The following is a 14,518-nucleotide window of genomic DNA, read 5'->3' as shown; positions in this document are numbered from 1 at the left end:
AGGGTAGGGCGCGCTCAGGCGCGCTGTTTCTTCTCGGTCTCGGCCAGGGCCGCCAGGCAGCGCTCCTCGGCCGTGTCCAGTTCCAGCTTCATCTGCTCGATGTCGAGCAGTTGCTGCTCCAGCTGCGCGCGGCGCGCGGCGATCTTGCCCATGAAGGTATCGAGCTGCTTGCGGTTGCCGCTGCTGGGGTCGTAGAGGTCGATCAGTTCCTTGCACTCGGCCAGCGAGAAGCCGATGCGCTTGCCGCGCAGGATCAGCTTCAGCGCCACCAGGTCCTTGGGGCTGTAGATGCGCTCCTGGCCGCGGCGCTCGGGGCTGAGCATGCCTTGCTCCTCGTAGAAGCGGATGGCGCGGGTGGTGACGTCCAGTTCGCGGGCCAGGTCGGAAATGCTGTAGGTGGTCGGCATCGGGCTTGCTCGTTCGTTTACCTTTACGTTAACGTAAACCTGCGTCGAGGGGCTGTCAATCACTTCGCCGCCGACCGGCTGGCCCGCTAATTGCGTGCGTTGCCGGGCAACCGGGAGTCCTCTTTACTGAAGGGGAGGACGGGTGTAGACAGTCCCTGACCAGCCTGACGTCCCGCGCGGCAACGCACCGCGCGGGCAAGCGGAGCCGAGATCGACATGACAAGAACAATAGGCAGCGACCTGCTGCGCGAGGCCCACCGGGCCCGCGAACGCCTGCAGCGCGAGGGCGAGCTACCCGCCGGCGTGCTGCGCGAGGAAATCGACGCCTCCTGGCGGCGCAGCCTGGGCCACGGCCTGGACTGCGGCAGCGGCAACGACCAGGAGCTGGACAACCGCGCCGGCATCGAACTGCTGCTGGAGAACAACCGCCTGCTGCTCGACGCCGCCACTCCCGAACTGGACTTCCTGCGCCAGCGCCAGGGCCACGATGCCCTGGTGATCCTGGCCAACGCCGACGCCACCATCGTCTCGGTGGCCGGCGCCCACGAGCGCCTGCGCCGCATCGGCCTGGAAGACATCACCCCGGGCGCCTGCTGGAGCGAGGCCGCGCGCGGCACCAACGCCCTGGGCACCGCCCTGGTGGAAGGCCGCGCCACCCAGATCGACTGCGGCGAGCACTACCTGGAGCGGCTCAGCCGCTTCTCCTGCACCTCCGTGCCCATCAGTTGCCCCCAGGGCAATCTGCTCGGCGTGCTCGACCTGACCCGCGAAGGCCCCCTGGCCGGCCCGGTGGAAAGCCTCAGCCTGCTCAACCGCGCCGCGGTGCAGATCGAGGAACGGCTGTTCGCCGCCAGCTTCCCGGGGCAGGTGGTGCTGTCCTTCCACAGCCGCCGCCAGTATCTGGATTCGCCCTGGCAGGGACTGCTGGCGCTGAGCCTGGAGGGCCGCATCCTGGCCCTCAGCACGCCGGCCTGCCAGTTGCTCGGCGCGCCGCGCGAGACGCTGATCGGGCGCCGCTGCGAAGACCTGCTGGGCGCCAGGGGCGAGCAACTGCTCGCGCGCCTGCAATCCGGCGCCCTGGGCAGCCTGCAGACGGCCAAGGGCGAGTTCTTCTACAAGGTGCTGCAGGCGCCGCTGCGCGCCAGCGCAGTGTCGGTGCCGGCGCGCCAGCCGCAACGCCCGGCCCCGGCCGCGCCGGACCTGGAAGCCCTGGCCGGCGGCAACCCGCGCTACGCCCGCGCTTTGCGCATGGCCCGCCAGGGCCTGCTGAACGAACTGCCGGTGCTGCTGCTGGGCGAGACCGGCAGCGGCAAGGAAGTGGTGGCGCGCGCCCTGCACCAGAGCAGTGCGCGCTCCGGCAAGCCGTTCATCGCGGTGAACTGCGCGGCCATCCCCGAAGGGCTGATCGAGTCCGAACTGTTCGGCTACCGCGAGGGCGCCTTCACCGGCTCGCGCCGCGGCGGCATGGTCGGCCGCCTGCAGCAGGCCCACGGCGGCACCCTGTTCCTCGACGAGATCGGCGACATGCCCCTGGCCCTGCAGGCCCGCCTGCTGCGCGTGCTGCAGGAGCGCAAGGTGGCGCCGCTGGGCGCGGGCGAGGAGCAGGACATCGACGTAGCGCTGATCTGCGCCACCCACCGCGACCTCAAGCGCCAGGTGGAAGAGAAGCAGTTCCGCGAAGACCTCTACTACCGCGTCAACGGCATCAGCGTGCGCCTGCCGGCCCTGCGCGAGCGCGACGACCTCGGCCAACTGGCCCAGGGCCTGCTGGCCAAGCTGGGCGCGCCCGAGGCGCGGCTGGACGACGAACTCTTCGCGCTGCTGGCCGACTACCACTGGCCGGGCAACATCCGCCAGCTGGAAATGGTGCTGCGCACCGCCCTGGCCATGCGCGAGCCGGGCGAAAACACCCTGGGCCTGGAGCACCTGCCGGACAGCACCCTGGAAGAACTCGCCGCCGGCGAACGGCAGCCCTGCGGGCGCATCCGCGAGACCGAGATGGAGCTGATCCGCCAGGCCCTGGACCGCCACCAGGGCAACGTCTCGGCGGCCGCCGACGCCCTGGGCATCAGCCGCGCCACCCTGTACCGCAAGCTCAAGCAACTGAAGGGCGGCTGATGTTCTTCACCCGCCTGATCGACAGCGACGACCCCAAGGCCCTCAAGGAGGCGCTGCACTGGCTGTACGGCTTCGTCCGCCCGCAGCGCCTGGCCATCCTCGGCCTGCTCGGCCTGGCCTTGTGCGCCTCGCTGCTGGCCCTGGCGCAACCCTGGCTGACCAAGCTGCTGATCGACGACGGCCTGCTGGCCCGCGACTTCCCCCTGCTGGCGCTGCTGGCCGGGGTGATGATCGTGGTCGGGCTGGTCGGCACCGTGCTGTCGGGGCTCAACCGCTACCTGCACACGCGGCTGTCCGGGCGCATCCTGTTCGCCCTGCGCGACGCGCTGTACCGCCACCTGCAAAGCCTCTCGCCGACCTTCTTCGCCCGCCGCCGCATCGGCGACCTGATGTCGCGGCTGGACGGCGATGTCGCCGAAATCCAGCGCTTCGCGGTGGACTCGCTGTTCTCCGCGGTGTCCGCGGTGATCGGCCTGGTCGGCTCGCTGGCATTGCTGCTGACGCTCAGTTGGCAGCTGTCGCTGCTGGTCGCCGTGCTGATCCCGCTGGACGTGCTCTGGCTGCGCTGGATGCGCAAGAAGGTCGAGCGCGAGGCGCGCCAGCTGCGCGAACGTTCGGCCGACCTGTCGTCGTTCTTCGTCGAGACCCTGCCGGCGATGAAATTCATCCAGTCCGCCGGCCAGCAGGGCCGTGAGGCGCAACGCCTGGAGGGGCTGGGCCAGGGCTACCTGGGCCAGCTGCTGCGCTTGCAGTTGACCGAATTCTTCACCCAGGCGCTGCCGGGGACGCTGATGTCGCTGTCGCGCGCCTGCGCCTTCCTGGTCGGCGGCTACTGGGTGGTGCAGGGCACCTGGCAGCTGGGCTCGCTGATCGCCTTCTCCACCTACCTGGGCATGGCTATCGGCCCGGTGCAGAGCCTGCTCGGCCTGTACGTGGCGCTGCAACGCATGACCGTCAGCCTGGGCCGGGTGATGGAACTGCGCGGCGAGGCGCCGGGCGTGGCGTCGCCGGCGCAGCCCAGGCCGATGCCGAGCGTCGGCGAGCTGCGCCTGCAAGGCGTGAGCTTCAACCACGCCGGCCGCAGCCAGCCCCTGCTGGACCAGGTGGACGCCTGCATCCCGGCCGGGCGCAAGGTGGCCCTGAGCGGGCCCTCGGGCGTCGGCAAGTCGACCCTGACCGACCTGCTGCAACGCTTCTACGACCCGGACCAGGGCCGCATCCTGCTGGACGGCGTGGACCTGCGCGAGCTGGACCTGTTCGAGCTGCGCCGGCGCATCGCCGTGGTCAGCCAGGAGCTGGTGCTGTTCCGCGGCAGCCTGGCGGACAACCTGTCGTACAGCGCGCCCCACGTCAGCCGTGAAGAAATCGAAAGGGTGGCGACCCTGGCCCAGTTGGACGGCCTGATCGCCAGCCTGCCCGAAGGCCTCGACAGCCCCCTGGGGGAGCGCGGCCAGCAATTGTCCGGCGGGCAGAAGCAGCGCATCGCCATCGCCCGCGCGCTGCTGCAGGACCCGCTGGTGCTGATCCTCGACGAAGCCACCTCGCAGGTGGACGAAAGCACCGAGCGCGAGGTGATAGCGGCCATCGACCGGCTGTTCGCCGGGCGCACGCGCATCCTCGTCAGCCACCGCCCCTCGACATTGGCCGAGGCCGACCTGCGCCTGGACCTGCAGGACGGCCGGCTGAGCGTGCGCGAGGTGCCACTGGTGGCCGTGGGAGGGCAGGGTGGTTGAGGTGCGGGTAGGAGTGGTCGACAGCGGCCATGCCGTGGAGCAGGCGGGTTGCGTGGTGGCCGGGCAGCGTTTCTGTCTGGCCGATAATGGAGTGGAGCGACTGCCATTGGCGGCTGATGTTTTGGGTCATGGCTCGGCGGTGATCCAGGCAGTGCTTTCCCGTGCGCCGCAAGCACGCTTCAGCGTGGCCCAGGTGTTCGACGGTCGCGGTGTGACCAGCCCGTTGCAGATCGCGGCCGCGTTGCAATGGCTGGGCGGGCAGGGTGCGCGCGTGGTCAACCTGAGTCTGGGGGTGCGCCAGGATCGGCCGATCCTCCGCGAGGCCGTCGCCGAACTGGTGGAGGCGGGCGTTCTGGTCTGTGCGTCCAGCCCGGCGCGGGGCGAGCCGGTGTTTCCGGCGGCCTATCCGGGGGTGGTGCGGGTGACCGGGGATGCGCGTTGTGGCGAGGGGGAGTGGTCGTGGCTGGGGAGTGCGCAGGCGGATTTCGGGGCGGCTGTGCGGGTTGGGGGGCAGGCTGGGGCGAGTCTTGGTTGCGCGGCTTTTTGTGGGCACGTGGCGGCTTTGCTGGGGGAGCGGCCGGCGTTGTCGAGTTCGGAATTGTTGGCGTTGATGCGGGAGGGGGCTATGTACAAGGGCATCGAGCGGAAGGTGAGCTTATGAGTGGGGGTTGGGTTCCTTTCCCTCACCCCAGCCCTCTCCCGGAGGGAGAGGGGGCCGTCCTCAGCGGTGACAAGGTATGGTGCTCTTCCTGTGACATCAGGAAGAAGCCGTACTACCCGGCGACGCCGAACAGTCCCCTCTCCCTCTGGGAGAGGGCTAGGGTGAGGGTGCGGGCTGATCATCTGCACCACAGGCCCAGGCCAGCGATAGGATTCAAACCCCCATGCCCCCAATCCTGATCCTGGGCGCCGGCCCCGCCGGAGCAGCCACCGCCATCGGCCTCCACCGCCTCGGCCATCCCGTCGCCGTCATCAGCGAATGGCGTCGCTTCGCCGCCGTCGAAGGCGTCTCCCAACGCGTCCTCGACGGCCTGCGCCACGCTGGCCTCAACCACGCCCTGGCCTGCGCCGCGCCGCCTTCGCAACGCCGGGTGAACTGGAACGGCAGCGAAAGCGCGCAGAACGTCGAATTCATCCTCGACCGCCCGCTGTTCGACCAGGGCCTGCGCCAGGACCTGCACGACGCCGGCATCCAGGTGCTGGAAGACCGCGTGCTCGGCGTGGAGTCCGACGCCACGGGCCATCACATCCGCCTGGAAAGCGGCCAGCACCTGCACACCCCTTTCCTCGTCGAAGCCCGCGGCCGCCAGGCGCCGCTGAACCAGAAGGCCGGCAAGGCCCGCCGCGGCCCGGAAACCCTCAGCCTGCTCAGCCGCTGGCAGGGCGCGCCGGGGCCGGTGGCCAGCGCGGTGCAGAGCCTGGCCGATGGCTGGGCGTGGATGGCGCGGCTGGCCGACGGGCGCTGCTACTGGCAGCTGACCCTGGACGTGGCCAGCAGTGCGCTGCCGCCCAAGGAGCAGCTACTCGACTACTGCCGCGAACGCCGCCAGCGCTCTGAACTCAGCCAGGCATTCTTCGGCGGGCAGCCCGAACAGGACCTGGAACTGTACGCCCGCAGCAGCACGCCGATCCTCTGCCTGGAGGCCTGCGGCGAGAACTGGATTCGCGTGGGCGATGCGGCCATGGCGGTGGACCCGCTGTCCGGCAACGGCATCTTCCAGTCGCTGTCCTCGGCGTTGCAGGCACCCGCTGTCATCAACACGCTGTTGCGCGCCCCGCAGCGCGCCGAGTTGGCCAAGCGCTTCCACCAGCGCCGGGTGGAGCAGCTGTTCCTGCGCTTCGCCCGCGTTGGCCGCGACTTCTATGCCGAAGAAAGACAATGGGCCGACCAACCCTTCTGGCAGGCCCGTCGCTCCTGGCCGGACGCGGTGCCCAGCCACGCCCCGGCGGACTTCGACGCCCTGCGCATCGAACACGCCCCGGTGCTGCGCGACGGCCTGGTGGACGAGGCCGAGGTGGTGGTCAGCCCCGACCAGCCCCTGGGCATCTGGCACCTGCAGGGCCTGGAGCTGGCGCCCTGGCTGCGGCGCCTGCGCAGCGAACCGCAGGCGCAGGTGCTGGCCGCGCTGCCGGAGCAGCAGCGGCGCATCTTCCAGGGCTGGCTGCTGAGCCAGGGCTACCGCCCGCGCTGATCAGGCCTTGAACTGCTGCGCCAGGCGGTGCTGCTGCTCGGCGCTGTGGTTCAGCTGCTGGCTCAGGTGCGCCGAGCGTTCGGCCTGGTCCGACAGGGCCTGGGTCACGTCGCGGATGGCGCCGATGTTGCGGCCGATCTCCTCGGCCACGCTGCTCTGCTCCTCGGCGGCGCTGGCGATCTGCAGGTTCATGTCGCTGATCAGGTTCACCGCGCCGGTGATGCGCTGCAGCGCGTCTATCGCCTGGCGCGCCTGCTGCACGTTGTCCTGGGCCTGGCGGTAGCTGCTGTGCATGGCGTCGGCCACCGACAGGCTGCGCGCCTGCAGGTTCTCGATCACCCCGCGAATCTCCTCCACCGAGTCCTGGGTGCGCCTGGCCAGGCCGCGCACTTCGTCGGCGACCACCGCGAAGCCGCGCCCGGATTCCCCGGCCCGCGCCGCTTCGATGGCGGCGTTGAGCGCCAGCAGGTTGGTCTGTGCGGCGATGCTCTGGATCACCTCCAGGATGGCGCCGATCTGCTCGTTGCTGCTGGCCAGGTTCTGCAGCTCGCCCATGGCCTGGTTCATGTCGCCGGCCAGGGCATCGATGCCGGCGCTGGTGGCCTCGATGGTGGCGTAGCCCTGCTGGCTGGCGCGCTCGGCCTCGCTGGCGGCCTGGGCGGCGCTGGCCGCGCTCTGCGCCGAGGCGTTGGCGGTGGCGGACATCTCCTGCAACGCGGTGGCGACCATGTCGATCTCGCGGAACTGCTGCTGGATGCCGTCGCTGGTCTGGCGGGCGATGGCGGCGGTCTGGTCGGCGCCGGCGCGGGCTTCGCCGCTGGCGGTCTGCACCGCGGCGATGCTCGGCTGCAGCTTGTCGAGGAAGCGGTTGAAGGCCAGGGCCAGGCGGCCCAGCTCGTCGTGGCGCGGGTAGTTCAGGCGGCGGGTGAGGTCGCCTTCGCCGTCGGCGATGTCCTCCAGCATGCGCGCAAGGCCGAGGATCGGCCGGCTGATGCCGCGGGCGGTGAGGGTGATGATGCCCAGGCCGAACAGCGCCACCAGTGCGCCCAGGCCGATTTCCAGCCAGGTGCTGCGCGCGCGCAGGCCCTCCAGGGTGTGCTTCAGCGACTGCGCCGGGGCCAGCAGCACCTGCCGGGGCACGCTGAGCAGGATGCCCCAGGGCTTGGCGCCGGCCAGCGGCGCCAGGCTGGCGAGCACGCTGACGTCCTCGCCCTGGTCGTAGGTCGGCGAGCGGCCCTGGGCCATGTCGCCCAGCACCTGGGGCAGCGCCGCGTCCTTGAACGGCTGGCCGAGGCCGGCGGCGTTGGCGCTGTCGCTGGCCAGCAGGCCGTTGGGGCTGAGGATGCGGATGCGCCCCTGGCCGTCGAACAGCTGGCGGCTGCCCTCGACGCTGCTCTGCTGCAGCGCCGCGAGGTCGATGTCAAAGCCGATGGCGGCGAGGAACTTGCCGTTCTCCAGCAGCGGCAGGGTGATGCTGGTGACCAGCCGGCGCTGCCCGGAGGCGTCGTCGAAGTAGGGGTCGAGTACGCAGGGCGCGAGGCTGGCCCGCGAGCAGGTGAAGAAGGCGTTGTACGGCTGGCCGCTGGGGCCGGGGGTGGTGTCGGCCAGCACCTGCTCGGTGCCGACCACGTTCTGCTGCTGGCCGCCGCTGCGCAGCAGGTACAGGGTGAAGCGGCCGTTCTCGTTGCTGCCCAGCTCGTCGCGGCCCTTGAAGCGGGCGTCGGCGCCGTCCAGGGCGTCGACGCCGAAGACCACGAACAGCCCCAGCAGCTCCGGGTGCGCGCCCAGGGTGCCGCCCATCTCGGCGACCACCTTGCGCCGCAGCGCCTCGGCGTCGAGGTTGCCCAGGCGCTGCTGCTCGCGCAGCGCCTGCAGGGTGCGCGACAGGCCCTCGCCGAGCAGCAGCTTGTCCTGCAGCTGGCGTTGCAGCTGCAGGGCCTGCACCTGCCCCTGGGTCTGCAGGCTGGCGTGGGCGGCCCCGGCGAACAGCTTGCCGCTGTCGTCGGCGATCACCTGGCTGTCCTGGCGCGCCTGGTACAGCGACAGGCCGATCAGGGTGGCGGCGATGCCCAGCAGGCACAGGCCGGCGAGCCAGGTGATGCGGCCCTGGAGGGTGGAGTGGATGCTGCGCATGGGAGGCCTCCCTGGAAACCGCGAAACCCGCCGGCGCGCCACCGCCGGGATGGGGCCGGCGGTGGCGCGGAGGCGGGTTCGTGGCTTGTGGCTTAGAAGGTGCTGGTGAAGATCAGTTGGGTGTAGAGGTTGTCGTCATTGCCGCCGATCTGGGTGCCACCTTGCTCGGCGCTCTTCTTCGGCTTGTACACGCCGACCAGCGGGGTGATGGTCAGGTGCGGGCTGACGGTCCAGTCGGCGTACAGGTCGATCTCGTGGCCGCCGAGGTTGCCCAGGTCCTTGTCGATGGTGTCGAAGCGGAACCACTGCAGGCCGACGTCGAAGGTCTCCGTCGGCTGGATCCTGGCGCCGACGTTGTGGACGCGGGTGTTGCTGTTGAAGGGGCCGGAGTAGTTGCCCGCCACCTCGCCCTGGAACCAGGTGCCGAAGCCGCGGCTGAAGCCGTAGAACAGCGGGTCGAAGCCTTCGGAGAAGCGGCTGAAGCGGTAGCTGACGTAGGGCTTCCAGGCGGCGTCGGCGAAGGTCCAGCCGGCCTCCAGGTACCAGGCGTTCTCGTCGTCGGCGTGGCGCTTGTCCTGCCAGGCGTACTCGCCGGAGAGGAACAGGTTCTCCACGCCGGCGTTGCCCTGGCCGCGCAGGCTGTAGGTCTTCATGTCCTTGCGGTCGAGCTGGGCGGGGGAGGCGTACTGCTCGTCGATGTCGGTGACGTCGATGTAGGTCAGGCCCAGGGTGCCGGCGTCACTGACGTGCTCCAGGGTGCCGACGTACAGCTCGGGCTTGGCCTGGGCCGGGTTGTCGGACTTCAGGCGCATGATGTCGCCGCGCCAGCCCTGCTTGCCGCCGATGCGCAGCACCGCGGTCTCGTCGAAGCTGCGGCGGCCGGCCAGGTAGTAGGCGCCGCCGCGGTCGAACATGCCGTCGGCCAGGCCATTGCCGAAGTTGAGGGCGTCGCCGTTGATCAGGAAGCCGTCGCCGACCACGATGTTCTGGCGGCCGAAGGAGAAGTCGATGCCGTCCTCGCCCAGCACCGGGAACAGCGTGCCCGAGCGCCAGCCCAGGTAGGCGTCCTCGATCTTGGTGGTGCGCTCGGAGCCGTCGGTGAAGCCGGCGGCGTCGCCGTCGCCCCAGGTCGCCGAGCTGAGCAGGGCGAAGGCGCCATACACGCTGCCGGCGCCGCCCAGGCGCTGGTCGCCGCTCAGGCCGTACTTGATGAAACCTTCCTGCCAGTAGGACGAACCCTTGTCCTTGGTGCCGCTCTGCGCGTAGTTCTCCTGGCTGTGCAGCAGCGCATAGACCGCGGTGAGGTCGGCGTTGAGGTGGGTGTCGTCGGTGGAATACAGCGAGTAGGCGCTGGCCTGGCCGCTGCCCGCGATCAGCAGGGCGAGCAGCGTCGGGCGCAGGACGGTGGATCGGGTCATGGCGTGCATCCGTATCGTTATTGTTGGCAGGGGACGAAACTCCCTGGGATGCTAAGGCCATGGGCGCAGCTGGCCTTGTGCCTGTCTGCCAAGTGCTTGGATGTGCTTGCCAGATGTCTGCGGGATCGCGGAGAGAGTCCGTTTCTACGGTGGGACAGGTGCCTCACGGAAACCTGTAGGAGCAGGCCCTGCCTGCGATTCGCGCGCAGGGCGCGCTCCTACATGGGAATGGCGTGAGTGGCGCAGCGTAGGCGGATCTCATCCGCGAACCGCGCCGGAATTCCCGGCTATCGCGGACAAGGTCCGCTCCTACGTGGCAGGGAAACTCGGGCGTAGGAGCGGACTCCGTCCGCGATGGCTTCCCGGCGGCTCCGGGCCATGCGCTCGTGGGGAAGCCCAACCGGCGGCGCTGTCCGGGGCGCCGACAATCCCCCGGACAACGCCGCCGGCGTGGCTGCTCAGTGCCCGGCCGGCTTGGCGGCGGCGCGCCCGGCGAGCATGCGGCCGAGCAGGGCGAGGAGGGTGAGGGCGATCAGCAGCACCGAGATGGCCGCCACCGCCGGGTCGATGTTGTCGCGCAGGCCGGACCAGATCTGCCGCGGCAGGGTGTTGACCTCGGTGCTGGTGACGAACAGCGTCACCGCGATCTCTTCCCAGGAGAGTGCGAAGCACAGCAGCGCGGTGCTGGCCACGCCCAGCTTGAGGTTCGGCAGCACCACCAGGAAGGTGGTCTGCGCCAGGCTGGCGCCGAGGTTGCGCGCGGCCAGTTCGATGCGCCGGTCCAGTTGGCTCAGGGCCACCAGCATGGTCACCACGCCGTAGGGCACCACCATCACGATGTGGGCGATGGTCAGGCCGAACAGGGTGTCGTAGCCCAGGCCGGGGGCGAACTTGCTGACCGTGGTTTCCATGAAGTACAGCACCATCGCCGAGATCATCGGCGGGATGGCCATGGGCAGCAGCACCAGGCCGATCAGCAGCGCCGCCCAGCGCGAGCGCAGGTACCAGATGCCCAGGGCGAAGCTCACCGCCAGGGCGGTGGCGACCACGCAGGCGGCGCTGGCCACCACCAGGCTCTGGCCCACCGCCGAGAGCCACTCGGGGCTGTCCAGCAGGGCCTTGTAGTGGCGCAGCGACCAGTTGCCGTCGGGCATGGAGAGGAAGCGCTTGCCGGTGAAGGACACCGGGATCACCGCCAGCAGCGGGAAGAGCATGAAGATCATCGCCATGGCGGCGAGCAGGCGGCTCGGCGCGCGGCTTTCGTGTGCGTTCATTCGGCTTTCCTCATCCCACCAGCTTGTCGACGCGGGTCATGCGCAGCAGCGCCCAGATCAGCCCCGCCACCAGCGCCAGCAGCACCACCGAGAGCGCCGCGCCCAGGCCCCAGTTGCTGGTCTGGAACATCTGCAGGTAGACGTACTCGGCGACCATCACCGTCTGCCCGCCGCCGAGGATTGCCGGGGTGATGAAGAAACCCAGGCAGAACACGAAGACGATGATGAAGGCGCCGAGGATGCCAGGAATGGTCTGCGGCACGAAGATGCTCCAGAAGGTGCGCAGCTGCCCGGCGCCCAGGCCGCGGGCGGCCAGCAGCACGCGCGGGTCGAGGCGGCGCATGGTCGACACCAGCGGGAACAGCGCGAAGGGCACCATGAAGTGGACCATGCCGATCACCACCCCCAGCTCGTTGCGCGTCAGCTGCAGCGGCTCGCTGATGATGCCCAGCGCCTGCAGCCAGCCGTTGAGCAGGCCGTTGCTGCGCAGGGCGATCAGCCAGCCGAAGGCGCGCACCAGCACCGACAGCCAGAAGGGGATGAATACGCAGATTTCCACCATGCGCTGCCAGAACGGCGGGCTGTACACCCAGCAGTAGGCCATCAGGTAGGCGATCAGCAGCGACACCACGCTCACCGTGGTGCACAGGCGGAAGGTGCGCCAGAGCACGTCGTGGATCGCCGGGTCGCTGGCGATGCGCTGGTACTGCTCGATGCCCGGGGTGGGCAGGCTGAAGCTCCAGCCCACCACCCCGGCGAAGGGCAGCACGTAGAACAGCAGCAGCACCAGCGGCAGCGGCGCCAGCAGCAGGGCCAGCTTCAGCCGCGAGGGGTTCTCCGCCATGGGCTCACCTCACTTGGAAACGTGGGTCAGGTACTGCTCCAGGGCCACCGCGTAGTGGTCGGTGTACCACTCGTGGCTGAGCATGATCTGTTTGGGCAGGTTGTCCGGGTCGGTGCAGTTCAGGTGCCTGCGGTCGGCCGGGATGAGCGAGGCGGCGGCCGGGTTGGCCGGGCCGTTGCCGAACAGCTTGAACAGCTCCACCTGGGATTGCGGGTCCTGGGCGTAGGCGATGAAGCGCATGGCCGCGTCCTTGCCCGCCGGGTTGCCCTTGAGCACGCCCCAGTTGCTGCAGCCCAGCAGGGCGTTGTCGAAGGTCCACTTGATGCGGCCCTCGCTGTCCTCGGTGATGACCTGGGCGCGGGTGTTCCAGATGGCGCCCATGCTCACCTCGCCCTCGATCAGCAGCTGCTGGGTCTCGGCGCCCGAGCCCCAGAAGGCCAGGATGTGCGGCTTGAGCTCGTCGAGCTTCTTCAGCGCGCGCGGCACGTCCAGCGGGTAGAGCTTGTCCGGCTCGACGCCGTCGGCCAGCAGCGCGGCCTCCAGCATGCCGTTCATCCACTTGTACAGGGTGCGCTTGCCGGGGAAGGCCTCGACGTCCCAGAAGTCCTTCCAGGTCTTCGGCGCCTTGTCGCCGAAGCGCTCGCTGTCGTAGGCGATCACGTAGCTGAGCATGTAGTCGGCGATGCCGTATTCGTAGGCGAAGCCCGGCAGCACCTTGTCCTTGGAGACGATGCCGTAGTCGATCGGCTCCACCAGGTTTTCCTTGCCCAGGTTCTGCAGGATGGAGCTTTCCGCGTCGACCACGTCCCAGCTCACCCGGCCGCTGCTCATCTGGGTGCGGATGGCGCCCTCGGTGGGGCCGCTGCCGTCGATCTTCACCGGGATGCCGGTGCTCTTGGAAAAGCCCTCGGTCCAGGCCTTGCCGAACGCCTTGATGGCGTCGCCGCCCCAGTTCACCACCACCAGCGGCTTGTCGCCGGCGGCGAAGCTGACGCCGCTGCGCAGGGCCAGGGGCAGGGCGGCCAGCAGGCCCATGCCCTTGAGGAAGGTGCGGCGGTCGATCTGCCCGCGGCGGGCCTTTTCCATGAGGACTTCGATGCAGTCTTGCTGATGCGGATTGAACATGAATGCAGCTCCCAGGCAGGGGAAGGCGAAAGGGGGAAGGGCGCGCGCGGGCGCCCCGGGAATCAGGCGAGCAGCAGGCTCTTCTCGATCGGCCAGCTCAGCCACACGCGGGCGCCCTGGTCCAGGCGCGCGGCCTGGTGCTCGGCGTGCACCGCCAGGCTCATGGGCAGCGCCAGGCTCATGGGCAGCGCGCCCTCGGCGGCGGTGGCCAGGCCCAGTTCGGTGCTGGCGCCCTGGTAGGTCTTGGCGGTCAGCACAGCCTGCACCACGTTGTGGCCTTCCACCTGCGGCGGCGCGCTGTGCAGTTGCATGTGCTCGGGGCGCACCGCCAGCAGCGGCGCGGCGGCGTCCAGGGCGGCGGAGGGTTCGGCGTGCAGCTGGGCGTCGCCGAAACGCCCGCAGGCCAGGGCGCCGGCGCGGCCCACCTGGCTCAGCGGGAACAGGTTCATCTTGCCGAGGAACTCGGCGACGAAGCGGTTGGCGGGCTGGTTGTAGATGGCCTGCGGGGTGTCGATCTGCGCCACCTGGCCGCGGTTGAAGATGGCGATGCGGGTGGACAGCGCCAGGGCCTCGTTCTGGTCGTGGGTGACGAACACGAAGGTGGTGCCGACCTGGCGGTGGATGCGCTGCAGTTCGGCCTGCAGCTGTTCGCGCAGGTTCTTGTCCAGCGCCGAGAGGGGTTCGTCGAGCAGCAGCAGGTCCGGCTCGAACACCAGCGCGCGGGCGATGGCCACGCGCTGCTGCTGGCCGCCGGAGAGCTCGCCGGGGCGCTTGCCGCGGTGCTCGCCCAGGCCCACCACTTCGAGCATGTGGCGCACCCGGCGGTTGCGTTCCTCGGCTTTGACGCCACGGATTTTCAGCGGGAAGGCGACGTTGTCGTCGATGCTCATGTGCGGGAACAGCGCGTAGCCCTGGAACACCATGCCGAAGTTGCGCTTCTCCGCCGGGCGCCGGGTGATGTCCTGGCCGAGGGCTTCGAGGCGCCCGCTGGACGGGTCCTGGAAGCCGGCGAGGATCATCAGGAAGGTGGTCTTGCCGGAGCCGGAGGGGCCGAGGAGGGTGAGGAACTCGCCCTGCTGGATATCGATGGACACATCGCTCAGGGCGCGGAAATCGCCGTAGCGCTTGCCGATGTCGATGGCACGAAGTTGGGGCTGTCGCTCCACTGCATTCACCTCGTCTTATTCTTGTTCTGTGGCGCGGCGACCCAGCGGTCAGCCGTCCTTTTGCGCAGTATTGTCAAATCCTCCTGCGCTTCAATCGCGTTTTTTCGC

At 69.6% G+C, this 14,518-nt stretch carries 11 protein-coding genes and 1 pseudogene; 4 read left to right on the top strand and 8 right to left on the bottom strand.

What is annotated here, in order from left to right; translation table 11 throughout:
* Positions 1 to 14 precede the first annotated feature (14 nt).
* Positions 15 to 407, bottom strand: a complete 393-nt coding sequence (locus IG194_RS31935) for a MerR family transcriptional regulator (RefSeq protein ID WP_043271816.1) — start codon at positions 405 to 407, stop codon at positions 15 to 17.
* Positions 408 to 617: 210 nt separating this feature from the next.
* Between IG194_RS31935 and IG194_RS31930 the strand changes: the two genes are divergently transcribed.
* The 4 genes from IG194_RS31930 (at position 618) to IG194_RS31915 (ending at position 6,450) form a co-directional block, all read left to right on the top strand.
* The gene (locus IG194_RS31930; protein ID WP_058490010.1) at positions 618 to 2,525 is read left to right on the top strand and encodes a sigma-54-dependent Fis family transcriptional regulator; all 1,908 of its coding nucleotides are present in this window, start codon (positions 618 to 620) and stop codon (positions 2,523 to 2,525) included.
* Positions 2,525 to 4,258 carry an ABC transporter ATP-binding protein gene (locus tag IG194_RS31925; protein WP_058490009.1) on the top strand — a complete coding sequence of 578 codons (1,734 nt, stop codon included), beginning with the start codon at positions 2,525 to 2,527 and terminating at the stop codon, positions 4,256 to 4,258. The genes IG194_RS31930 and IG194_RS31925 overlap by 1 nt, the downstream gene beginning before the upstream one ends.
* The gene (locus IG194_RS31920; protein WP_058490008.1) at positions 4,251 to 4,919 is read left to right on the top strand and encodes a S8 family serine peptidase; all 669 of its coding nucleotides are present in this window, start codon (positions 4,251 to 4,253) and stop codon (positions 4,917 to 4,919) included. Before IG194_RS31925 ends, IG194_RS31920 begins: the two co-directional genes overlap by 8 nt.
* A 223-nt stretch (positions 4,920 to 5,142) precedes the next feature.
* A complete protein-coding gene (locus IG194_RS31915) occupies positions 5,143 to 6,450 on the top strand; it encodes an NAD(P)/FAD-dependent oxidoreductase (protein WP_058490007.1) in 1,308 nt (435 codons plus the stop codon).
* Here IG194_RS31915 and IG194_RS33415 read toward each other — a convergent pair whose 3' ends face one another.
* The 7 genes and pseudogenes from IG194_RS33415 to IG194_RS31885 all read right to left on the bottom strand — a co-directional run bounded on the left by IG194_RS33415 (position 6,451) and on the right by IG194_RS31885 (position 14,410).
* Positions 6,451 to 7,179: a methyl-accepting chemotaxis protein gene (locus tag IG194_RS33415; RefSeq protein ID WP_412536117.1), complete on the bottom strand. Its 729-nt coding sequence runs from the start codon at positions 7,177 to 7,179 to the stop codon at positions 6,451 to 6,453.
* Positions 7,180 to 7,308: 129 nt separating this feature from the next.
* Positions 7,309 to 7,695, bottom strand: a pseudogene (locus IG194_RS33410) (HAMP domain-containing protein); the annotation flags it as partial.
* A 980-nt stretch (positions 7,696 to 8,675) separates the two neighbouring features.
* Complete coding sequence (locus tag IG194_RS31905; RefSeq protein WP_058491008.1) at positions 8,676 to 10,001, bottom strand: hypothetical protein; 1,326 nt, start codon at positions 9,999 to 10,001, stop codon at positions 8,676 to 8,678.
* A 458-nt stretch (positions 10,002 to 10,459) separates the two neighbouring features.
* The gene (locus tag IG194_RS31900) at positions 10,460 to 11,275 is read right to left on the bottom strand and encodes an ABC transporter permease (RefSeq protein WP_058072229.1); all 816 of its coding nucleotides are present in this window, start codon (positions 11,273 to 11,275) and stop codon (positions 10,460 to 10,462) included.
* A 10-nt stretch (positions 11,276 to 11,285) separates the two neighbouring features.
* The gene (locus IG194_RS31895) at positions 11,286 to 12,119 is read right to left on the bottom strand and encodes an ABC transporter permease (protein ID WP_043313331.1); all 834 of its coding nucleotides are present in this window, start codon (positions 12,117 to 12,119) and stop codon (positions 11,286 to 11,288) included.
* Positions 12,120 to 12,128: 9 nt separating this feature from the next.
* Complete coding sequence (locus IG194_RS31890) at positions 12,129 to 13,244, bottom strand: ABC transporter substrate-binding protein (protein WP_058490005.1); 1,116 nt, start codon at positions 13,242 to 13,244, stop codon at positions 12,129 to 12,131.
* A 62-nt stretch (positions 13,245 to 13,306) separates the two neighbouring features.
* The gene (locus IG194_RS31885) at positions 13,307 to 14,410 is read right to left on the bottom strand and encodes an ABC transporter ATP-binding protein (protein WP_058490004.1); all 1,104 of its coding nucleotides are present in this window, start codon (positions 14,408 to 14,410) and stop codon (positions 13,307 to 13,309) included.
* Between the last annotated feature and the right edge of the window lie 108 nt (positions 14,411 to 14,518).

The sequence above is a fragment of the Pseudomonas sp. ADPe genome (genome assembly GCF_014843515.1).
Taxonomy (GTDB): domain Bacteria; phylum Pseudomonadota; class Gammaproteobacteria; order Pseudomonadales; family Pseudomonadaceae; genus Pseudomonas; species Pseudomonas citronellolis.
This window is presented reverse-complemented; position numbering and strand designations above follow the sequence as displayed.